The organism is Haliscomenobacter sp. (assembly GCF_041740695.1).
In the GTDB taxonomy this organism is placed as follows: Bacteria; Bacteroidota; Bacteroidia; order Chitinophagales; family Saprospiraceae; genus Haliscomenobacter.
Genome location: NZ_JBGSLK010000072.1, coordinates 13,589 through 36,215, shown reverse-complemented (window position 1 = coordinate 36,215; position 22,627 = coordinate 13,589). Strand labels below are relative to the sequence as shown.

20 protein-coding genes are annotated in these 22,627 nt (G+C 46.0%); 9 read left to right on the top strand and 11 right to left on the bottom strand.

All coding sequences use genetic code 11. The annotated features are described in order from the left end of the window. Positions 1-72: 72 nt before the first annotated feature. Both def and ruvX read right to left on the bottom strand, forming a co-directional pair. Complete coding sequence (gene def, locus ACEW9O_RS15210) at positions 73-624, bottom strand: peptide deformylase (protein WP_373551028.1); 552 nt, start codon at positions 622-624, stop codon at positions 73-75. Positions 625-628: 4 nt separating this feature from the next. Beyond that, entirely contained in the window at positions 629-1,048 is a 420-nt protein-coding gene (ruvX, locus tag ACEW9O_RS15205; protein WP_373551027.1) for a Holliday junction resolvase RuvX, read from the bottom strand. A gap of 555 nt (positions 1,049-1,603) precedes the next feature. Here ruvX and ACEW9O_RS15200 point away from each other — a divergent pair. From ACEW9O_RS15200 to ACEW9O_RS15180, 5 genes are all read left to right on the top strand, one after another. Then, positions 1,604-2,398, top strand: coding sequence for a class I SAM-dependent methyltransferase (locus ACEW9O_RS15200; RefSeq protein WP_373551026.1), 795 nt, complete (start codon positions 1,604-1,606; stop codon positions 2,396-2,398). Positions 2,399-2,406: 8 nt separating this feature from the next. Then, positions 2,407-3,612, top strand: coding sequence for a mannose-6-phosphate isomerase, class I (manA, locus tag ACEW9O_RS15195; protein ID WP_373551025.1), 1,206 nt, complete (start codon positions 2,407-2,409; stop codon positions 3,610-3,612). Between the two features lie 24 nt (positions 3,613-3,636). Further along, positions 3,637-4,125 carry a redoxin domain-containing protein gene (locus tag ACEW9O_RS15190; RefSeq protein ID WP_373551024.1) on the top strand — a complete coding sequence of 163 codons (489 nt, stop codon included), beginning with the start codon at positions 3,637-3,639 and terminating at the stop codon, positions 4,123-4,125. A gap of 55 nt (positions 4,126-4,180) precedes the next feature. Then, positions 4,181-4,798, top strand: coding sequence for a thioredoxin family protein (locus tag ACEW9O_RS15185; protein WP_373551023.1), 618 nt, complete (start codon positions 4,181-4,183; stop codon positions 4,796-4,798). A gap of 128 nt (positions 4,799-4,926) precedes the next feature. Then, complete coding sequence (locus ACEW9O_RS15180) at positions 4,927-5,646, top strand: pseudouridine synthase (RefSeq protein WP_373551022.1); 720 nt, start codon at positions 4,927-4,929, stop codon at positions 5,644-5,646. 229 nt (positions 5,647-5,875) lie between these two features. On the opposite strand, the gene ACEW9O_RS15175 is transcribed toward ACEW9O_RS15180, so the two are convergent. Continuing rightward, positions 5,876-6,034, bottom strand: a complete 159-nt coding sequence (locus ACEW9O_RS15175) for a hypothetical protein (RefSeq protein WP_373551021.1) — start codon at positions 6,032-6,034, stop codon at positions 5,876-5,878. A gap of 103 nt (positions 6,035-6,137) precedes the next feature. After that, on the bottom strand, positions 6,138-9,296 hold the full coding sequence (locus tag ACEW9O_RS15170; protein ID WP_373551020.1) for a glycosyl hydrolase: 3,159 nt from the start codon (positions 9,294-9,296) through the stop codon (positions 6,138-6,140). Positions 9,297-9,715: 419 nt separating this feature from the next. On the opposite strand from ACEW9O_RS15170, the gene ACEW9O_RS15165 reads away from it, so the two are divergent. After that, a complete protein-coding gene (locus ACEW9O_RS15165; protein ID WP_373551019.1) occupies positions 9,716-11,863 on the top strand; it encodes a histidine kinase dimerization/phosphoacceptor domain -containing protein in 2,148 nt (715 codons plus the stop codon). Next, a complete protein-coding gene (locus tag ACEW9O_RS15160) occupies positions 11,860-12,474 on the top strand; it encodes a response regulator transcription factor (protein WP_373551018.1) in 615 nt (204 codons plus the stop codon). Before ACEW9O_RS15165 ends, ACEW9O_RS15160 begins: the two co-directional genes overlap by 4 nt. A 110-nt stretch (positions 12,475-12,584) precedes the next feature. Here ACEW9O_RS15160 and ACEW9O_RS15155 read toward each other — a convergent pair whose 3' ends face one another. The 6 genes from ACEW9O_RS15155 to ACEW9O_RS15130 all read right to left on the bottom strand — a co-directional run bounded on the left by ACEW9O_RS15155 (position 12,585) and on the right by ACEW9O_RS15130 (position 19,818). Continuing rightward, positions 12,585-13,778: an exo-beta-N-acetylmuramidase NamZ domain-containing protein gene (locus tag ACEW9O_RS15155; RefSeq protein WP_373551017.1), complete on the bottom strand. Its 1,194-nt coding sequence runs from the start codon at positions 13,776-13,778 to the stop codon at positions 12,585-12,587. Between the two features lie 266 nt (positions 13,779-14,044). Next, positions 14,045-15,088 (bottom strand): adenylate/guanylate cyclase domain-containing protein, encoded by a 1,044-nt coding sequence (locus ACEW9O_RS15150; protein ID WP_373551016.1) that lies wholly within the window; start codon positions 15,086-15,088, stop codon positions 14,045-14,047. Next, positions 15,081-15,449 carry a response regulator gene (locus ACEW9O_RS15145; RefSeq protein ID WP_373551015.1) on the bottom strand — a complete coding sequence of 123 codons (369 nt, stop codon included), beginning with the start codon at positions 15,447-15,449 and terminating at the stop codon, positions 15,081-15,083. The genes ACEW9O_RS15150 and ACEW9O_RS15145 overlap by 8 nt, the downstream gene beginning before the upstream one ends. Positions 15,450-15,469: 20 nt before the next feature. Further along, complete coding sequence (locus ACEW9O_RS15140; protein WP_373551014.1) at positions 15,470-17,620, bottom strand: ATP-binding protein; 2,151 nt, start codon at positions 17,618-17,620, stop codon at positions 15,470-15,472. A gap of 207 nt (positions 17,621-17,827) precedes the next feature. After that, positions 17,828-19,120, bottom strand: coding sequence for an aminotransferase class V-fold PLP-dependent enzyme (locus tag ACEW9O_RS15135; RefSeq protein ID WP_373551013.1), 1,293 nt, complete (start codon positions 19,118-19,120; stop codon positions 17,828-17,830). Positions 19,121-19,281: 161 nt separating this feature from the next. Beyond that, positions 19,282-19,818, bottom strand: a complete 537-nt coding sequence (locus ACEW9O_RS15130; protein ID WP_373551012.1) for a hypothetical protein — start codon at positions 19,816-19,818, stop codon at positions 19,282-19,284. A gap of 280 nt (positions 19,819-20,098) precedes the next feature. On the opposite strand from ACEW9O_RS15130, the gene ACEW9O_RS15125 reads away from it, so the two are divergent. Continuing rightward, complete coding sequence (locus ACEW9O_RS15125; protein WP_373551011.1) at positions 20,099-20,449, top strand: HesB/IscA family protein; 351 nt, start codon at positions 20,099-20,101, stop codon at positions 20,447-20,449. A 154-nt stretch (positions 20,450-20,603) separates the two neighbouring features. On the opposite strand, the gene ACEW9O_RS15120 is transcribed toward ACEW9O_RS15125, so the two are convergent. Beyond that, positions 20,604-21,869, bottom strand: coding sequence for a YeiH family protein (locus ACEW9O_RS15120; protein ID WP_373551010.1), 1,266 nt, complete (start codon positions 21,867-21,869; stop codon positions 20,604-20,606). Positions 21,870-22,105: 236 nt separating this feature from the next. Between ACEW9O_RS15120 and ACEW9O_RS15115 the strand changes: the two genes are divergently transcribed. Then, positions 22,106-22,624 carry a hypothetical protein gene (locus ACEW9O_RS15115; RefSeq protein WP_373551009.1) on the top strand — a complete coding sequence of 173 codons (519 nt, stop codon included), beginning with the start codon at positions 22,106-22,108 and terminating at the stop codon, positions 22,622-22,624. Positions 22,625-22,627 lie beyond the last annotated feature (3 nt).

Here is a 22,627-nt window from a genome sequence, read left to right as displayed (position 1 = left end):
ATTTAACCACCTAAGAAACCTAAGACACCGAAGGGGCACCTCAGTAGTTACATTTTATTAGCCGTTACCAATTTAAGCGAACTTCATTTTGTAATCCACCTTCACTTTACCTTTGCGGATGTTCTCCAGGCGGCCACGAATCATCGCTTTTTTCACTGGTTTCAGGTATTCCAGGAACAAAATCCCTTCAATGTGGTCGTATTCATGCTGGATGACGCGGGCGTTGATGCCATTAAAAGTCTCGGTACGTTCTACAAAAGTTTCGTCCATGTAGCGGATGGTGAGGGTATCCAAGCGATCCACATCGCCCCGGATGTCGGGGATGCTGAGGCAACCTTCTTCATAAGCCCAAATCTTTCCTTTTTCCTCTACCTTTTGGGCATTGATGAACACCCTTTTGAAACCAACTACATCCTTGCCTTTTTCTTCCAACTGGACGGTATCAATAACAAAAAGACGGATGGCGCGGCCAACCTGGGGTGCGGCCAGGCCCACTCCTTCGGCGTGGTACATGGTTTCCCACATGTTCGCAATAAATTGGCTCAACTCTGGGTAGTCTGCTGCAATCTCCTCGGCTTTTTTGCGCAAAACAGGATGCCCGTAGGCATAAATGGGTAACAACATGGTTTTATGAATATTTGTATTTTTCAAGGTATTCCTGCAAAATAATGATGGCACTCACTTTGTCGATCAATCCTTTGTCGCGCCGTTTTTGGCGGCTCGGCACACTCTGGAGGATGGAACGACTTGCATCTTTAGACGTAAAGCGCTCATCTCGCAGAATAACCGTTTTTTCAGGGAAAAGGTTGCCCAGCTGTTTTACAAAACCCATCACCAAATGATGAATTTGGGCGGGGCTGTCATCCAGGTTTTTGGGTTCGCCCACCACAAAGGACTCCACTTCTTCTTCCTGACAGTATTGGCGCAGAAAGTCCAGCAATTTTGCAGTAGGAACCGTGTCCAAACCGGTTGCAATGATTTGTAGTGGATCACTTACCGCGATACCTGTTCGTTTGGTCCCGTAATCGATTGCCATTATTCTTGCCAAAAGCATACATTTAGTGCATCAAAGAAATGGTTCTTTCATGCCTAGTAGTGGGGCAAAAATAAATATTCATTTTTTTTGAGCCAAAAGATTAGATACGACACTTAAATGAACCGTTTACTTATCTAATCCTTTGCCAAAATGAAATTTATTTTTTTATCGCCCCTTGAGCGGCAAAGATAGGTAGGATTTAAGAAAAAAAAAAGTTGTCAGGTATGAGCACCAGTTCCGGGCTTGCTCCTGACAACCGTTCCCCTTTATTTACTAGAACGCTGTTTAAAGAAACAAAAAAACAAAACATATAACAGAATTGCAAATTTTCAGAAAAATAATTTGGAAATAAGTGCCAGATCACAATTAATGATGTTTATTTGAAGGAGCAAATTTTAATCCAGACCAGGCAAAAAACGCAGCCATAGCAGAGCTACGGCGAGGCTTTTTAAAGCTGTCTGGGTTGAAATTTGCCCTTCAAATAACTTTGATTAATTGTGATCTGGCACTTAACCGCGTTGCGATAGCGTTTCAGTAGCTTTACTGCCTCAAAGTTGACTTACCATTATGTTTGAATTTCATCAGGACAAACGCACCTATTTCGACTACCAGCACCGTACGGCAAAGGAATACATTTTGCCTTATGTACGCCAACATCACCCCTTGCCAGCAGGCTCCAAGGTGTTGGAAATCGGGTGTGGAGAAGCGGGCGTGCTCAAGGCTTTTTTGGAAGAAAATTGCCGTTGTGTAGGGATAGAGTTGCACGAAAGCCGCATTGAAACGGCTGTGTCTTTTATGCCAGAACCCATTGCCAGCGGGCAACTCCAACTCATCGCCCGCAACATTTATGACATTGACCCGGAAAAAGAGCTGGATTTCCGCTTTGATCTGATCATCCTTAAAGACGTCATTGAGCACATCCCGGATCAGGATCGTTTTATGCATTTCTTGCAAGCTTTTCTGGCACCAGGAGGTGTGGTGTTTTTTGCTTTTCCCCCATGGTACATGCCTTTTGGTGGACACCAGCAAATTTGCCGCAGCAAGTGGTTGTCAAAACTACCATACTACCATCTTTTGCCGACTGCACTTTACCATCAAGTATTGCGTTGGGGGGGTGAAACAGCACAAACCATTCAGGAATTGCAGGAGATCAAGGACACAGGAATTTCCATCGAACGTTTTGAACAAATTTTGCGCAAGCGGAACTACAGGGTGCTCCAACGCCAGATTTTTTTGATCAATCCAATTTATCAATTCAAATTTGGCTGGGCCCCGCGTACTCAGAATGCCTTGTTGAGCAATTTGCCTTACGTGCGCGACTTTTTGTCTACCGCCGTTTATTTTTTGGTGACTAAAAAATAATTTAAACTATGAGTAATACTGTGCCCTATTTGCTCGAAGGAGTAGTGCAACACTACGCTTGGGGCGGTTTCCATTATATCCCTGATTTATTGAACCAATCCAATCCTGAGCAAGAGCCTTGCGCCGAATTGTGGCTGGGGGCACATCCGCGCGGCATGGCCCAGGTAAAACGAAATGGGGAAACAGCCCAGCCTCTGCAAAGCCTGATCGAACAAAACCCGGAGGAAATACTAGGCATGGCCACTGCACAGCGTTTTGCCAACCAAATTCCTTATCTGTTGAAAATATTGGATGTTGGCAAAATGCTTTCCATCCAGGCTCATCCGAACAAAGTTGATGCCGAGCGTGGTTTCGCCGCTGAAAATGCAGCAGGCATTCCACTCAATGCCTTCAACCGCAATTTTAAAGACGACAACCATAAGCCCGAAATGATGACGGCTTTGACGGATTTTTGGCTCTTGCACGGATTTACTGCCCTGAATAAAATCCAGCAAAACCTCCAACAAACCCCCGAATTGCAAAGCCTGTTGGAATACTTTGACGGCCAATCCATCCAGCCGCTATATGCACAAGTCATGGGCATGCTGCAGGCGGAGATTGATGAGCTGTTGCAGCCACTGGCCGAGCGGCTTTTGCCCTTATTGGACGCCAATAAATTGCCCAAAGCTTCGGCGGATTATTGGGCGGCACGAGCCATGCGCGATTTCAGGATTCCCTCTGGCCGCTACGATCGGGGCGTGATTTCCATTTACCTGATGAATGTGGTCAATGTGCAGCCTGGACAGGGGATTTTTCAGGATGCCGGAGTGCTGCACGCTTACTTGGAAGGAGTCAACGTTGAATTGATGGCCAATTCCGACAATGTTTTCCGCGGCGGCCTCACGGATAAATACGTGGATGCCGATACCCTAATTCAACACCTTTCTTTTGAGCCGATTGAGCCAAAAGTATTTGCTGGAGAAGCAATCAGTGATACCCTGATTCAGTTCAAAACCCCAGCACCTGATTTTGAATTGAGCTTGATTCGACTAAGTACTGGAAAAAAACAGGTGCAAGACTCCACCGCTGGCCCGGAAATTTTGTTGGTATTACAAGGAGACGTGCTGGTCAATGGCGATTTGCAGATTGGTAAGGGTCAAAGTTTATTTTTTCCTGCCGGAAGTCAGTATACTTTGAGCGGCAATGCCGAAATTTACAAAGCAGGGATGCCTTAAAAAAGCGCTAAAACAGCGATGCATATGAGAAAACTGACATTGATGGCTGCACTCATGCTGATACTAAGCATGGGTAAGGCCCAGCAGGTTTATGAGTCCTTTGATGACTTTGCTCCATTACTGGCGCAAACCCAAAACGACACGACCTATGTGATCAATTTTTGGGCAACTTGGTGCGCTCCCTGTGTGAAGGAATTGCCTTACTTTGAAAAATTGCATCAGGCAATGGCTGCTCAAAAAATCAAGGTTATTCTGGTCAGTTTAGACTTTCGTAAGGATTTGGAAACCAAACTAAAACCTTTTTTGGCACAAAGGCAAATTTCTGCTTTAGTCGCAGCGTTAGTAGACAGCAGGCAGGCACAGTGGATTGACAAAATTGATCCCAGTTGGAGCGGGGCAGTACCCGCTACGTTGGTGTATCGCGGAAGTCAAAGACAGTTTAAAGAGGGGGAATTTGAAAATTTTGAAGATTTACAGCAGTTTGTACTGCATTTTTTTGACCCTAAAAACTAAATCCTGCGTCCTAAGTATTGGTACGGATGTACTCAAAATATGAAATTCGACTGCGATGAAAACAAAAACAGGTTTTGGAATCGGTTTTTTTGCTAGTGTTCTTTTCCTGCTGACTTTTATTCCGTTTGGGCCAACCAATTCCGGCTTGAAAGTGGGAGATATTGCTCCTGACTTTCAACTAAAAAGCACTTCTGGTAAGTTGGTCACCCTGAAGGACTACAAAAATGTCAAAGGCTACATTGTGGTGTTTACCTGTAATACTTGCCCTTACGCCCAGGCTTACGAACAACGCATCATCGACTTGCACAATACAATGGCTCCGATGGGTTGGCCAGTAGTGGCCATCATGCCCAATGACCCCAGCGTACAGCCAGGCGATGGTTTTGACAAAATGGTGGAACGCGCCAAAGAGAAAAAATACCCCTTTGAATACCTGCTGGACGATGGCCAAAAAGTATTCCCGGCTTATGGTGCCGTGCGTACACCACACGTCTTTTTGTTGGACAAAGACCGCAAGGTGCGTTACATCGGTGGGGTAGACGACAACAGTGAAGATGAAACCTTGATCACCCGCCGCTTTGTGGAAGAAGCTATTGCCGCCGTGGAGAAAGGGACCGAACCCGTGCCAAATATGACCAAGGCAGTGGGTTGTATGATTAAAGTAAAAAAATAATCGCTTGTTAGCGTTTTTTGAGCGGAAGCGACAACAAGACTATTTTGCCTGAATAATGCTTTGGCCTGTGTCTGGATTTGTGCTAATTTTGCACATCGATTCAAACACAGGTCAAGTTTTTATATAGCATGGATTCCATCAGTTTAAACAAATACATCTCGGACACAGGAATTTGCTCACGCCGGGAAGCAGACAAATTTATCGAAACCGGACGGGTACGGCTCAATGGGGTAGTGGCCGTAAAAGGCAATCGGGTAGAGGAAGGTGACGAAGTTTTGTTAGATGGCAAACCCCTGCGCAACAATCCCAAACGCATCTACATCGCCTTTCATAAGCCGCGTGGACTCACCTGCACCACCGACCTGCGCGACAAGACCAACGTCATCAGCTACATCAACCATCCGCAACGGATCTTTCCCATCGGTCGCCTCGACAAGGACTCCGAAGGCCTGATTTTTTTGACCAATGATGGCGACATCGTCAATAAAATCCTGCGCTCCCGCAATGGACACGAAAAGGAATACATTGTAGTAGTGGACAAAGAGCTGGCACCCGATTTTGTACGCCGCATGAGCAATGGCATCCCCATCCTGGGCACCACTACCAAAAAATGTATGGTGGAGCAAAAAGGCCGCTCCATTTTTAGAATTATTCTCACGCAGGGTCTGAACCGCCAGATTCGGCGCATGTGTGAATACATGGGCTACGACGTGATCAAGTTGAAACGCACCCGGATTATGTCGATCAAATTGGATGATTTGGCTCCGGGCAAATGGCGTTATTTCACTGAAGTAGAGATGCAGGAGATTGAGACCCTGCTGGAGGAGAGTACGAATAGTTATGAGTGAGTGAAGAGTGAAGAGTGAAGAGTGAAGAGTGAAGAGTGAAGAGTGAAGAGTGAAGAGTGAAGAGTGAAGAGTGAAGAGTGAAGAGTGAAGAGTGAAAAGCAGATACACCTTTTGGTTTTCAACGGTTTGCCGTAATTTTTTACTCAAAAGCCTGGAACCTTATCAAAAGCCCCATAATTTTTCACTTTTCACTTTTCACTCTTCACTTTTCACTTTTCACTCTTCACATTTACATCATCCGAATAGCCTTTACAAAAAAGGTCAGGACAAAAGGCAGTGCCAGCCAGAACCACTCGTCGGCAACGGCAAAAAGGATGATCATTGCAACCAAAGAGATCAAAAAGAACAACCAGTCTTTGGTGGTGGAGGTATTTGTAGTTTCTTCCATTTTTCAATGTTTTATTATGCGAGGCGAAGGTAAAAAAAAGCTTCGTAAACTCACACTATCATACCTACACTTCTTGCACACAATCACACTTCCACACCCACACCTAGTATGTATTCGTGGGAGGCGCAAAAAACGGTGCCATGTCCTTCTCCTTAAAACTGCTCATAAAACTCAGCATCGCCTTATTGATGGCTTCGTTGGCTGGTTTTTTGCGGTTCCAGATTTTTCGGATGTCGTTAAAGCGGTCGGTTACCCCTTGGGTGATGCGGGGATCGAGAGCGTCCGCACGCATTTTGAGGTCGAGCAATTCGGCATGGAGGCCGTGTTTGTACACAATTGCGTCTTGGGTACCCCGGTGTGCGGGTTGAGTAAGGCCCTGTTCCCAATCGTTGATTTTGGCGATGATGTCGCGGGCGGTACTGACCATTTCACCGTGCTCGCTGGATTGTTCATACAGTTCCAATAGGCCATCCAACCACTTGCGCCATTCCCGGCGGTTGCTGATGGTGCGGTGCATTTCCCGGATGATGTTTTCTATTTCCTCCAGCTTCAGGCTTTGGAGGGCATAATCTTCGGGTGTTCCCACAATTTTGGGATTGGCCATCACCATGGCTTTGGCAATTACCGTATCTTTAGCCCCATACAGTACGATCGAGTATGCGCCAGGAGGAACCATACTGCCCCGCAGGTCACCCATAATGAAAAGTTCGGGGATGCCCGGCAACATGTTGCGCCGCAAATCCCAAACTAGTCGATTCAGGCCTTTTTGATGGGGCAGATTGGGTTGTCCCAGTGCAACATTGGTTTGTTCGTGGATCGAATCCACCCAACTGGTGTATTTGCGCATCACCTTGCCTTGGGCATTGCGGATTTCCAGGCTCAGGCTGTCGATTTCTTCGGGTAAAATGAAACTGATGGTCATACCTTCCGCGGAGTTGCCTACGCTGGAGGCCAGCGTGGGGTCATCCTGTTGCTCCCCAGCAAAACGGTAAGCTGTTTTAGGCGGGCAAAGAGCTATGCCCGTTTTGCCCATAATGGTTTGGTTGTAGTGAAAACAAGCCAAATCGTCGAGTACCCAAATTCCACGTCCTGCCGTTGAGGCAATCAAATCATTGTCGTGAATCTGGAGGTCAGTAATGGCACAAACCGGCATGTTCAGCTGGAATGGATGCCAATGTTCACCCCCATTGATGGAGATAAAAAAGCCCGACTCGGTTCCGGCGTACAACAAGTCTTTTTGCCGGGGATCTTCACGCACCACACGCACAAAGTCGTTGATGCCAAAACCCGAAGAGATTTGGGTCCAATTGCGCCCATTGTCGGTGCTGCGGAAAACGTATGGTTTGCGGTCGCCAAAACGGTAACGGCAAGCTACAAAGTAAACGGTATTGGGGTCGTGTGGAGATACTTCGATGGAGTTGATCAACCCTTCGGGCAAGTTTTTGGGCGTACGATCCTCCCATGATTTGCCATCATTGCGGGTAAAATGTAGCCGACCATCGTCGGTGCCCACCCAAATCACCCCTGCTTTATGCGGCGAAGGAGCGATATAGCTGATGGTATTGTAATTTTCGGCACCAGCACCTTCGTTCAGAAAAGGGCCGCCACCTTCCGTTTGGTGGGCAGTATCGTTGCGGGTGAGATCGGGGCTGATGACACTCCAACTGATGCCCCCATTTTCGGTTTTGAGGACTTGTTGTGCCCCATGGTACAATACCTTTGGATCTTGAGGGGAGACCACCAACGGAGCATTCCAATTGAAACGGTACTTCAAATCGCGGGGGCGGGTAGCCAGCGCGATTTCAGGATAAGCCATGATGTCTTTGCTGGTCTCAGTAGGACGATGCCAGGCACTGACATTGCCTTGGTAATTGGTGCCGTAAACCCATTCCGGGTGATTGGGATCGAGGGCGAGGAAGGCACTTTCACCACCAGCTACCTGATACCAATTGTTGCCCAATACTTCCGAGCCACTGACCCGACTGGGAATGCCCATGGCACCATAATCCTGTTGGGCGGTATAAATATGGTAAGGAAAACCATTGTCACAAGTCACCCGGTAGAACTGACCAGTAGCCTGATTGTTCTGTGAAGTCCAGGATTTGCCCCCATTGAAGGAAATACAAGCGCCACCATCGTTGGCGAGGATCATGGCTTGGGGGGTGCTAGGATTGATCCACAAATCGTGCTGATCGGCGTGCGGACTAGGTAAGCTATTAAAAGTTTTGCCCCCATCCATCGACTTGAGCAGTGGAATATTGAGCACGTAAAGGATGTCTTGATTTTTTGGGTCGGCCACTATCTTGTTGAAGTACCAGGCTCGGGCATAAGTTTGGCGATCATTGCTGACTTGCAGCCAGGAGTTGCCGCCATCTTCAGAGCGAAAAATCCCCCCGTCGTGGGCTTCCACCACCGCGTACAAACGATCCGAATTGCTGGGGGCAATACAAATTCCAATTTTACCCAAACTTTCGGGTAAGCCTTTTTCCAGTTTTATCCAACTTTCTCCTGCGTCGGTAGATTTATACAATCCTGAACCCTTGCCCCCGCTGCGTACATACCAGGGGCTGCGTTGGTGATCCCACATCGAAGCATACAAAATCCGTGGATTATGGGGATCCATGACCAGATCGGCTGTACCGGTACTGGCATTGACAGACAGGATGTTTTTCCAGGTTTTTCCACCATCGGCAGATTGGTATACGCCCCTTTCCTTGCTGTCTTTGTACAAAGCTCCTTGTACCGCTACGTACACCAAATCGGGATTGGAAGGATGGATACAAATGTCGGCGATGTGTTCAGATTGTACCAAACCAGTGTGTTCCCAGGTTTTTCCACCATCAACAGATTTGTAAACCCCATCACCCGTGGAAGTCATTACCCCCCGCACAGCGTGTTCGCCCATACCAACGTACAGCACATTGGGATCGGAAGGAGCAATGGCGATGGCACCCACTGATCCACTTTGGAAAAACCCGTCCGATATGTTGAACCAACTCCAACCAGCGTCTTCGGTTTTCCAAAGACCACCACCAGTGGAGCCAAAATAATAGACCATTGGATTGTTAGGAAGCCCTACAGCAACAACACTGCGCCCACCCTGGTAGGGGCCGATACTGCGCCACTTGAGCGCTTGATAAAAAGCGGCATGAAAAGGGCGGTTGAGACCCCCTAAGCCTTGGTACTTGTTTTGAGCCGACGCAATTTGGGAACAAAGTACAACGTATACTATTGCGATGCCGGCTACGAGTAATTTTCTCATAGTTGTCGCTTTGCCTTCCCTGTTCATGGGGGGTAATGAGTCAAGGTTTATTACAGTGTGAAAAAATTAGGTTTCGGGAACAAATAACCCTGAACAGATACGATTTGAATTAGCTTGAACGATAAATAAGTACAGTTGCCTAGAGGGGATAAAAAAACATTTGTCAAAAGTAGGTAAAGTTTTATAAAAAACCTAGCATTCAACTCCATGAAAAGCAATATTTTGATGAGTTGCCATTATTTAACGGTAGTTTTTGGGGCGCAAACGGAAGTGGTGTTTTGTGGGGATTATTTAGATGTGAACTGGAAATGAACTTTTAACACCAAATTTTTCTGCTGGATTTATATACGTAAAACTTAGATTTTTGATACAGCAAGAGATGATTTATTTTTGTTAATGTTTTTATCACCGCTGACAAGATGACTAAATACCTGTTTTTTTTGATCTGCTGTTTTGGGTTGCCCGGTTTGCTCGCTCAATCCAGGTTGGATCCGCTACTGAACTTAGATCCAATTTTTTCTGTCGCTTTCGACAGTTTAAAAGCTGGCCGCCATCAGGCTACCATTAGCTTGTTAAATCAGGCAAAAAAACAATTCAAAGAACAGTCACAATTGATGAAGTACACGGGCACCTTGATTGTCCTAGGCAAAGCCTATGCTGAACTCCAACAATTTGATAGTACACTGATCTTTCTCAACGAGGCGCTGCGCATTACTCAAAATATTGGGCATGAAAAAATTGCAGCAAACATTGAAGAAGGCCTTGCGAGGGTGTATCTGCAGAAAAATAATTATCCATTCGCAAAAAAACACTATTACAATTTTGCGGATTGGTGTTTGAGAGAAGGGAAACCCAAAGCCAGGGTACAAACTTGTTTACAATTGGTACAGATGTATACTCGTATGGTTGAGCCTGATAGCATCCTTAAATACTTGCGAAAGGGCTTAAGTTTTGCTAGAGGTCATGATTTTCCAGTTCTTCAGTACAAACTGAATCAGATGGCTGGATTGTCGCACAATAACCAGAATCGTGCCGATTCAGCGCTGTATTATTTTCATCAAAGTTTGGCGCTGTTGGAGAAAAGTGGCCGTTCCGAAGGCAGTGTAAATGTCTACTTAAACATTACGCATGTTTTTTTAGAAAATCACAATCCCAAAAGAGCAAGAAAATACCTGGAAATGGCGAGGAAGAACACCCAAAGCGCCTCGCCAAGCTTCACTTTGGCGATGATTAAACATTACGAGGGGCGTGTGCTTGCTGCGGAAAAAAAGTATCCTGAAGCCATCATTGCAATGAATAAAGCACATGCTGCATTTAAAAAACTCCCTGATGCCAATAAACACCCGCTTATGCAAGCACGTTGCCTCAAAGCCTTGGCAGAAGTTTACCACAAGATGGGTGAAGATGAAAAAGCACTCGAACAGCTACGTTTGTCCAAAGGGATGGATGTAAAAGTGTTTAAACGCTACAATGAAATGCAAACCGAGCTCCTGGAAGCAGCCATTCTCAGCGAGCAAGATGCCGTGGATGCCTCTGATAATTTGTTGATGGAAAATTTGATGTGGGCTCAAAAATCTGAAAACTTCAGCGCTCAAATCAGGTTATACGAAACCCTCGCAGCCAATGCGCGCAAAAAGAAAAATACAGAACAAGCGCTGGCTTACATGGAAAAAGTTCGAGTTTTGGAAGATCAATTAGACCCTGTTCTTCAGGCCAATAAACTCAATGAATTGGAAAGCAAAACCCAGGATCAATCCATTAAAAGCCTACAGGTGGCTAACACTCAGAACACCCAACAACTAAAATCTACACAAACAAAGGCCGCAATACTGATCAGTACATTATTGCTATTCGCAACAATTGCGGTATGGCTTTATCGGCGCAAACGTCAACAAGCGGCACAGATACAATTGGAAAAACAACAAGTCGAAGTGTCCCTACAAGAAAAGGAACTACTGCTCAAAGAAATCCACCACCGGGTAAAAAACAACATGCAGGTCATTTCCTCCTTGCTCAATTTGCAATCCAGGGGGGTACAAGATCCCGTGGCGCTCAAAGTCATGCGGGATGGCCGGGATCGGGTCCGCTCCATGGCCTTGATTCACCAAACGCTGTATCAAAACAACGATTTCAGCAACGTAGCCACGGCAGACTACTTTCACAAACTGGCCGAAAACCTCTTTCATACCTACAACATTGACCAGCAGCGGGTGCAACTGGTGTCAAGCATTCAACCCCTGAAATTCAACGTCGATATCATGATCGCCCTGGGGCTCATTCTCAATGAACTGATCAGCAATACCTTGAAATATGCCTTCCCCAATGAACAAGCTGGGGAGGTGCGAATTTCCCTGTCTGCCGATGCCGATCAGGTGGAGTTAAAGGTGGAGGACAATGGTATTGGTTTTCCAAGTAACTTTGCACCAGACACCTCGCGTTCCATCGGCTTTTCGCTGATTCACGCCTTTACGCAAAAACTGGGAGGTTCTCTACAACTGAACAATGCAGAACAGGGGGCAAGAGCGAGTCTGGTTTTTCCAATCAATAATGCTATTTTAGCGGCATGAGTAAGTTTTCAGTCCTGATCGTAGAAGATGAACCAATGATTGCGCACGACCTGGAAGCCGCGCTCAGCAACCTGGATTATTCCGTGTGTGGAATCGCCTACAATCCCACCATGGCTCTGGATAAATTGGCCCAACGCCAGGCCGATCTGGTCATTCTGGATGTACATCTGGGCAGTGGCCAGGCCGATGGCATTTCGATTGGTCAAGTCATCCACGATAAATACCACCTGCCCTTCATTTACCTGACTTCCTTCTCCGACCGCGCTACCCTGGATCGCGCGAAACAAACGTACCCCATGGCCTATTTGGTCAAACCGTTTGAAGAAGACGAACTTTTCCGTACGCTCGAAATCGCCCTGCATACCTATAGCCGCCTCAATCCCAGTACCAGCAGTGACCTACAACGTTTCAACTCCCAACTCAGCGAGCCACTAAGTAGCAAAGAAATGGAAGTACTGGCCGATTTGCTGGCCTGTATGACCAATCGGCAAATTGCGGAAAAACATTTTTTGAGCGTGAACACGATTGGCACGCACGTGAAGAATATTTTTGGAAAATGTGGGGTGAATGGAAGGATGGAGTTGATGAAGAAAATAGCAAAAAGTGAATAGTGAAAAGCAGGCACGCCTGTTGTTTTTCAGCTGTTTGGATTGATTTTTCTGAGCTTAAAGTTTGGAATTAAAGTGAAAGCGCATTTTTTTCACTTTTCACTTTTCACTTTTCACTTTTCACTATACAACAAATACTTCTTCCGCATCTCCTTGTACTTCGACAGCCCCGGTTCCCAACTCTTCCGGATTTCCTTTTCCTTTTTCCCGGCAATGATCTGTTCTTTAAACTGTTTGGTGCCCGCCAAAAAGTCGATGTTGCCCATTTGGCGGCTTTGAGTCCGGTCGAAGAATTTTTCCTTGATGGGGTAGGTTTTGTACAGATCGATCATCCAGCGGATGTTGATGCGGCCTTTTTTGCGGAAGGAATCCATTTTTTGTTCCCGCAAGTCGAGGCCATAGCAGGCCTGATCCTGGTGCAGCGGGGTTTCCGACATGCCCTTGAGGCTCACCGGGGTGAAGGAAAAATCGAACTTGCCCTTCAATGCAGGGGCGCCCAATACCGTAAATGGCATATAAGTGCCCCGGCCCTGGCTCAGGACAGTGCCCTCAAACAAACAAAGTGAAGGATACAGCAGGATCGACTGCTGGGTGTTCAAATTCGGTGAAGGCGCCACAGGCAAGGTGTAATCCATACCGTGGGTATAATTTTTGAGCGGAATGATTTTGAGTTTGCACTGCTGCTTGTTGGCAATCCAACCTTCCCCGTTGATCATTTGGGCGAATTCACCAATGGTCATGCCGTGGGTGATGGGGATGGGGAAACGGCCAATGCCCGACTCCAGGGCCATGTCCAGAATGGGGCCGTCCACAAAATCGTTGGGATTGGGCCGATCCAGGATGACCAGTTCTTTATCTGCTTCGGCACAGGAGCGCATGGCGTCGCGCAGGGTATTGATGTAGGTGTAAAAACGGCAACCTACATCTTGGATGTCAAAAATGAGCACGTCGATTTTGGCCATTTCCTCCGGGGTGGGACGGTTTTTTTTGCCGTAGAGCGAAACGATGTTGATGCCCGTTTTGGGGTCCACTTCGTCAGCTACGTGATCACCATTGCTGGCGTTGTTGCGAAAGCCGTGTTCGGGGCCGAAGATGAGTTTGATGTCTAGGCCCAGGGCGTGCAGGGTATCTACACTCAGTTTTTTGCCGATGATCGAAGTTTGATTCACCAACATGCCCACTTTTTTACCTTTTAGATAAGGCAAATAGGCGTCAATTTGCTCTGCGCCGGTTAGGATGGGTTCGTCGGGACCTGTTTTGAAAACAAAACTACACAGGAGTAAAAACGGCAGCCAAAGCAATTTCATGAGTGGGAGGTTAGATGGTTAGGTGAAAAACTTCGATTGCCAAAAATAGGAAAAAATCATTATTACCATGCATATATCAAGTACTGCTGGAGCATAATTGCTGGGTGTCCCTTTAGTGCCTTTAGTTTCTTAGGTGGTGAAAGAAGACTTTTTTATTCACCACCTAAGAAACTAAAGGCACCTAAGGGGCACCTCAGGGTTTACGCGCCTAGGGCGCTTATGGTTGCTATTGTTTTCGCTTTATTGGTGGGGCGTAATGAAGCCGATTATTCCACCACCTCATACATGCGTACAGGAAGCGTTTTGTTTTTTACAACTATATCATCTTTGCGTTGACAAACAAAGGCTTGTTTGATCAGCTGATAAGTGTTTTCTCCCACCAGTACTTCCCCCGGCCCTCCATTGGACTGGATGCGCTGGGCGGTATTGACTACATCGCCGATGACTGTGTAATCCAGGCGTTTTAGGGAAACAGAACCAATGTTGCCCGACACCATTTCCCCACTGTTGATGCCAATCGATACATTGGGGCTATACGTGACCCCCACATTTTCTTCTCTTTGGATGGCACAGATTTGTTTGACTACCGCCAAAGATGCCTCTACTGCTTTATCCGCATGAAAATCACCTCTAAACACCGCCATCACTGCATCACCCATAAATTTATCGACATAGCCACCGTGATTGGTTACTTCTTTGACAATCAGGTCGAAATATTTGTTCAAAATTGTGACCACCACATCCGGCGCTTCGTTTTCTGCAATGGTGGTAAACCCACAAATGTCAATAGAAACAACCGAGGCTTCGATGGTTTCATTGGAAAAAAGACTTCGTTCAAAATCACAACAGGCCATAAAATTCAAAACGGTGGGGTCGACATACATTTTCAGAATGTTATTCTCCCGCAGGGCTTGAACCGTATTTTGTAATTGACTCACGTAACTCAGGGTTTTGTCAATCGTGGTTTCGAGGTCATCAAAATTGATGGGTTTGCACAAAAAATCAAAAGCGCCCCGATTCATGGCCAGACGAATATTGTCCATGTCGCCGTAAGCCGAAACAATTACCGTTTTGATTAAAGGGTTAATTTCGTGTAATTTAAGCAAAAGGCTGAGCCCATCCAGTTTGGGCATATTGATGTCGCTCAGGATGGTATGAATAGTGGGGTCGCTGTTGATGATTTTGAGCGCTTCCAAACCATCGCAGGCAAAGAAAAATTCGTATTTACCTTCGCGGATTTGGCGACGTAACTTTTGTTTGATCAGGATTTCCAGATCTTGCTCATCGTCAACGACCAGGACTTTATTCATGTAGTTTTTCTTTGAGGTTACTAAAATCGATTGGTTTGGTCAGGAAATCATCGGCACCGAGTACATTGGCTCGTTCACGGTTTTCTTTGTCTCCATATGCCGTGAGCATGAATACTTTGGGCGGCGCTGCGGGGTAGATTCCCCGGACTCTCCTCAACAACTCCAAGCCACTCATGCCCGGCATATTGATGTCGGATAAAATCAGGATGATGTTACTGTCCGTTTTTTTTAGTAACTCCAGGGCTGCTTCGCCGGAGTGTGCAAATTCAAAAGTAAAAGCTTTATCCCGGATTTCTTTCCGAAACTTTTGCTCAAAAAGTGCGCGGATATCGGTTTCGTCGTCAACAACTAGGATGCTCATTTTGAACGGGTTTTAGTGGGTTAAATACGCGGTAATTCGATGATAAAGGTAGTTCCATGGCCTTCAACGGATTCAACTCGGAGGTTTCCTTGATGCCCTTTCGTGATGATGTCGTAACTGAGCGACAAGCCCAGTCCTGTTCCTTCTCCACTTGGTTTGGTGGTGAAAAAGGGTTGGAAAATTTTGTCCTGTAAAGCTATGGGTATCCCCGTGCCGTTGTCACTGATCCTGATTTCAATACCTTGGTCGTTCACCTTGCTGCTGGCGATGACTTTGGGTAGATAGTCTTTATACACACCTAACTTTTGTCGTTGATCAACGGCATAAAAAGCATTGTTGAACAAATTGAGCAAAACCCGGCCCATGTCTTGTGAAACCAAGGTAACCAAAGGTAGCTGATCTGCCAGTTGTAAAGCGTAATCGGCCTGGAATCCTTTGATTTGGGACCGCAAGCCATGGTAACTCAGGCGCAGACATTCATCGATGAGGGCATTGAGGTCGGTCGCTGTTTTCTGGCCAGGACTAGTGCGGGAATGTTCCAGCATGTTTTTGACAATGCTGCTGGCGCGTTTGCCGTGGTGATTGATTTTATCCAGATTTTGTTTCAGATCAGTGGCGATACTTTGTACCTCTTCTGTATTGCCACGGGTGATTTCCGTTTGGAGCTCATCGACCATTTCACTGCTGACTTCGGCAAAGTTGTTCACAAAGTTGAGCGGATTTTGGATTTCGTGGGCGATACCAGCGGTGAGTTCACCGAGAGCAGCCATTTTTTCGCGTTGGACGAGCTGCGTTTGGGTACTCTGCAACGTTTCGAGCGATTGTTGAAGTTCGGTGGTACGCTCGGCTACCTGACGCTCAAGGGTTTCGTTTTGGTTGGCGAGTATTTCTTGTTTTTCCTGCTCTTGGGCCAAGCTGCGTTGCGACAATAGCTCTACTTCCTTTAACTTTTCAACTAAGGTTTGGCTGGCAAAAGAAGACTCTAGGGCGAGGTAAATAGAAACTGCAATGGGTATACTAATGAAACTAAAGTTGAACGCAAGATGGCCCCAAATCCAATTGGGACCAGCCGGGATGTAACGCCAATAAAACAAATAAAAGAGGGCGTAAAAAACCAAAAAACCAATTAATCCAACAAAAATAATCCTGGCTCCTCTTTGTTTTTTTCGGGTAGCCAACCAAGTAATGCGCCCTGTTTCAAATAAGACCAGTAACTTTGCCAGGTTAAAACCCAGGTTAAAACCATGGTTGTAGTTGTAAAACAAAAAGATCGAACTGAAAAATAAATAAAGGATCAAGAACCAGTAATTGAAGCCTTTGGGGGTTTTAAAAATACAATAGGTCGCCTGTATAAAGCAAAACAAACTGAGTCCACCCAAAATACATACGGAACTGAGGAAAAGAATTTTGGTACTGGCTAAGTCTACGTGTCGATACACTACTGAGACTAAAAAGAGGGAAAAAAGAGTCCCCAAAGCATACAAAAAGAAATACAGATTAGTCTTTTCTTTTTTATTAAAGCGGAATAAAGCAAAGTGAATTACTGTCAGAATAATGTAAAGGCCAAAACCACTGAAATCAAAATAAGGGGTGAGGTCATTGAGTAAAAAATTGCCCAGAGTTTTGATTTCGAATAAACGCAAGGAGAGTGCAACGTTTCGACGGTCAGCAAAAACAATGTATGGCAGATTTTTTTGCACTGCAAAACGAACGGCCAAAACCTGCACGCCAGTACGGTGTAGTGGAAGCCCCAGGGAAGTCCCCTTCCTCGGCGTGAAGGCCACTACCTTGCCATTTTGATCAGCTATTTTTCCAAAGCTGCCAATCATTTTGCCGTTTAAAAATATTTCTGAAGCCCCGGTTTGGGCTACGAGGCAGGCTAGCGCTCTTTGTGTAAAACTGCTATCAACAGTGAATTTGAGGCGAAACCATACTGTTTTGGACTCCCAAAGTTGAGGGATGTTTTTGAAGTCTTGGGTAGGATCAATGGATGCCCATTGGGAGTCATCGTAGGTTGTTTTCGCCCATTCGGGATCATCGCCCGCCTGCATTTTCCAGCCCTGATTGAGTACAAGGCCCTGAGGTGGGATGCTATCAATGTGCAACAAATCCTGCTTTTGAGCAAAAGCAGAATGGCTACACAACAGCAAAAACAGCGTAAAATATCTCATGCTCAGGCATTGGTGCTTGGAAAGATTCAATTCAAAGATAATTACAAATCATCCGGGAATTAGAGGATTATTCGCCCAATGGTACGGACTGGTTTCCGAATGGAAAGAATTGGCTTCCGAATGGATATGAAGTTGAATTGGGGCCTATTCTGGCTGAACAGCATACTATGACATGGTATACTGTTCAGCCAGGCCTGAATTTAGAACTTAAACCTGCTTGCTGAACTGCTCAATCGCTTTCACCAGGGTATCCAACTCCCGCGTAGTGGTATATACATTTGGGGTAATGCGCACCCCTTTGATGTTTTCCCATTCAATACCTACACAGTGAATTTTATAGTTTTGATGGAAAAAACTGGCGATGTCACCCGGCTTTTTACCTTCAATGGTCAACAGTCCAATGGCGCAGCCATACTCGAGCTTGAGCGAGGTTTTGACCTTCACTCTGGGCATGGCATTGGCTTTTTCCGCCCAGTAGTTTTTTAGGTAATGCAGGCGTTTTTCTTTGCGCTCGCCCCCGATCATTTCGTGGAAGTCAATGGCCTGATTGATGCCCTGTTCAATGGCAAAGGAACGGGTACCCAGGTTTTCAAACTTGCGGATGTCTTCACTTTCTGCATCTGGAGCAGCCAATAGCGGGTACAGGTTTTTGATTTTTTCCTTCTTCACATACAACATCCCACTCCCAAAGGGGGCGCAAAGCCACTTGTGCAGGCTGGTTCCATAATAATCACAGTCCAGATCAGCTACCGAATATTGGAAATGGGCAAAGGTATGCGCACCGTCGACTAGCACTTCAATGCCCCGTTTGTGGGCTTCTCTGGCAATTTCTTTGACGGGCAGGATTTGACCAATCCAGTTGATGAGGTGGGTAATTTGTACCACCTTGGTTTTGGCGCTGAATGCGTCTACATAACTTTTGACCAGGTAGTTTTTATCTTCGGAAGGCAATTCCAGGTTGATCCATTTCAGGACGATGCCATCCCGTTTTTCCCGCTGTTTCCAGGCATTGATCATGTTGGGATAATCTTGCTTGGTCAGCACTACCTCATCACCAGCTTTCAGGCGCAGGCCAAATATGATGGTTTCCAAGGCTTCAGAGGAGTTGCGGTTGATGGCCACTTCTTCTTGAGATACTCCGGCCAAATCAGCCAAACGTCGGCGCAGGGGTTCACGGCCTTCGTCCAGGGTACGCCACATGTAGTAAGAGGGTGTTTCGTTGCTTAGGCGATTGTAGCGCTCGACGGCCTCTTGTACCACCTTGGGTTGCGGACAGACCCCCCCATTGTTGAGGTTGATCAGGGCTGACGAGACGGTATAGGCTTGACGGACCTGATACCAAAAGGTTTCATCCTGGACGCTGTCTTCTACACTCAGGGCATTGATGCGATCGATGCTTTGCAAAAAGCTCTTACCCTGAGCACTGTCTAAAAAAGGTGGAGTGGCCCCTAATGCGGCCAATGCACTGAATTTTTGGAGAAAATTCCGACGTGTAGACATGGCAAATTTGGTTTTTCCGTTTGGTGTTTATTTGTCCAGGACAAGATAACGAAAAAATGCAAATCCATGAGGGGGAATGACGAATGGTTCGAATGACGAATGACGAATTTTAGGGTAACTCCAAATTCGTCATTCGTCATTCGGATTATTCGTCATTCGATTTATCCTAAAAAGCTCGCCACTTCAGTTTTCAAGGCTTGTAATGCTTTTTCAGAGGCACCACCACCGCGTTGTGCCGAAATATTGATGATGATGTCGTGCAGTTGGCGTGCATCGGCTTTGTTGTCCAAACCTTCGGATGCGTGGGCAATCACATTTAAGGTATCATCGCCAGCCAGTTTGATGATTTGCCACAGTTGTGGCGAGAGGTAGATCTGTTGGGTGACGTTGTGCTCGTACTCCTGCCGGATGTTCATCATCAATGCCAATTTGTACTCGGCGATGTTCACATCATCTGGGCGAAGGCGCATCAACAGGTTTTCAGGTGCAATCCGTTCGCAATAAAGCGCCATGCGCTCATAGGCCTGTAAACGTATGGTAAGCAGGCTGTCAGTGGCTGGAAGTGCCGTAGGCGTTTGTTGAACGGGCAGGGGTAGCGCTGCCCGGGACTCAAAGTAACTCTTTAATAAATCTTTGAGAATGGCGTACACAATCAAGGCGGCAATGGCAAATTTCAAAACCTCGAGCAAAGCGGGCATCAAATCCATAGTTGTATTTTTCGGTTAAAACTGGTTGAGAAAGGTTGAGGAAAGTTGAGGAAGGTTGAGGCTACCGCAGCGTCCTAGACATTGGCCTTGCCTAATTCGCTGCGGTAGCCTCAACCTTACTCAACCTCCCTCAACTTTCTCAACCACTTACAAAGGTAGCGGCTTACAACGATTTTCCCGAAATTTTTCTTGTACACACAACCAAAAAAGCATTGCTGGTGTTTCAAAAATTGTATCTTTGCACGTAGATTCAATCTAAATAAACTACAGGATGAGCGAAGTGTTGACTGAAGCAAAACCGATTACGCTAACCGCTGGCGCTGTTAAACAACTACAACGCATTAAAGCGGAACAAAATATTCCCGATAACTATGCCCTACGCATCGGTGTGAAAGGTGGCGGCTGCTCGGGGTTTTCCTATATGTTGGGATTCGATGAGCCCAAAGACAACGATTCCACTTACGAGATCGAGGGAGTCACCGTATTGATGCAAAAAAGTCACGCCATTTACCTGCTGGGGATGGAAATTGACTGGCAAGAGGGTTTGGAAAACCGTGGCTTTGCTTTCAATAATCCGAATGCCAAGGAAACTTGTGGCTGTGGGACTTCGTTTTCGGCGTAACATGGGCACAGTGTAATGCCAAAGCGGCATTTTATTGCCACAAAGGGAAAAAAAGAGGGCACAAAGGACACCAAGCGAAGCGTTATCAACGTCTAACTTTGTGTCTTTTGTGCCCTCTTTTTTTCCCTTTGTGCTAATAAATAATGTCGCTTTCCTACCGAAACAAGAGATAAGCCAAAACCAGGGTGACTATAATGTTGAAAAACTGAGCGATCAAAAACGCCCAAAACGGCTTTCTAAACCCATCCTTAAACAAGTCGGAAAACTTCGTTTCCAAACCAATACTTGTAAAAGCCAGTCCAAACCACAAAGTCTGTATATTCTTTAAATGGCCCTTTACTTCTTTGACCGTATCGGGCTCCAGCAAAAAAGAAAAGACCAAAGAGGCTACCAGAAAGCCCAACACAAACTTGGGGAAACGATCCCAGATTATTTTGACTGTCGGTTTTTCCACCGCTACGCCTTCAGACTGTTTGCCCGTCAAAGTCCAGTACAAACTGATGAAAAAGGCCGCGATACCCAGCAATACGTTTTGTGAAAACTTCACAATGGTGCTCACTTCCAAGGCCTTTTCACCCACCATGGTACCCGAAGCAACCACCGCACCCGAGGTATCAATTGTACCGCCCAACCAAGCGCCAGTGATTTCCTGTGACAATTGCATGTAGTTGGCCAGCATGGGCATAAAAATCATCATCGGAATAGCCACAATCAGTACTATCGACACCACAAAGGATAATTTTTTGCTGTCGCCATTGATCGCTCCGGCGGTAGCAATGGCTGCGGATACCCCACAAATGGATACTGCACTGGACAACATAAAGGACATTTCTTCATCGATCTTCCAACGCCGACAGAGCCAATAGGAAAAATACCATACGCTGAGCACCACCACCAGGGATTGAATCAAACCCAAGGTGCCGTTTTTGAGGATGTCCGAAAAAATCACACTACAACCCAGCAACACCAAACCAATTTTGACAAATAACTCGGTAGTCAACGCGGCACTAAACCAGGCGGGTAGCTCAAACACCTGCCGAATGATCAAGCCCAGCAGCAAACTAAAAATCACCGCTTCCAGATTGAGGGATTTGATAAAACCATTGCCCGCCAGAATTTGCGCAAATAGCGTGAGTAAAAACAAGAGTGGAAATCCTTTCAAAAAAGAACCCAACTTGCCACCAGTCAGCACGACTCCTAGCATCCCACCCACATAAACAAAGAGGAATTGAGCCACTATTTTACCCAAATTAGCCCCCGAAAACACCCCGCTGAGTAGCTCTGATCCAGTTTTCCAGCCGTATTCTGGTGCTGGCAATACAAATAAGCCAACAGCCAGGGCAATAATGGTGAATCCGATGGCTACAGAGGCCCAATCTTCGTGTAGGATAACCCGTTTCGGAGCGCTAGCAACTTCCATTGACATGGTTTTGTGAAGGATTGATGGATGAAGGTGTAACAAATGATGACGGTAAAACTAGTTTATTTTTTGAAGGAAGAAAATTAATGCGAAATTATTTGAATCAGGTTTATTCTTTCCCACTCTGGGGAAAAAAAGCCCCGGTTTTTCTGACAAAAGCCATTTTTACTGCCTAAATGGACATTAATTAGCCTGGAACAGGATTAGATGTAGTACTGTAAACCAAAACACTGCATATGAAAAATTTACTTTTTGGATTGCTGGCAAGTATGCTAATTTGTAGCAATCTATCTGGGCAAACTGATGAAATCAATAAAAATAACTCCTGGCTGAAATTCGGAGTAAACCTAGGAGTTCCCACTGGTTCGATCAACAACATCAGCAATTTTGTGGGTGGACTTGAATTGAAAGGCCAATTTATGGAAACCGACCACGTGGGGATTGGTTTGGGCGTAGGGTACAACCACTTTTTTGGCAAAGGCGTTTTGGGGGATTTTGGGACGATACCCTTGGGCGCATTCATTCGTTTGTATCCTAACCGGGAAGGCTTCTTTTTTGGCCTGGATGCTGGGCACAGCCTGGTTACCAATGCTGGCAATCTAAATGGAGGCTTTTTTGTGAAACCACAACTGGGGTACCACAATTACAATTGGAACCTCTTTGCGTTTTACAATGAAGTATTCCGGAAACCCCTCAATGGCGGGAACATTCCACACGTGGGGCTCGGAGCTACCTATAATATTCACTTTAAATAAAGA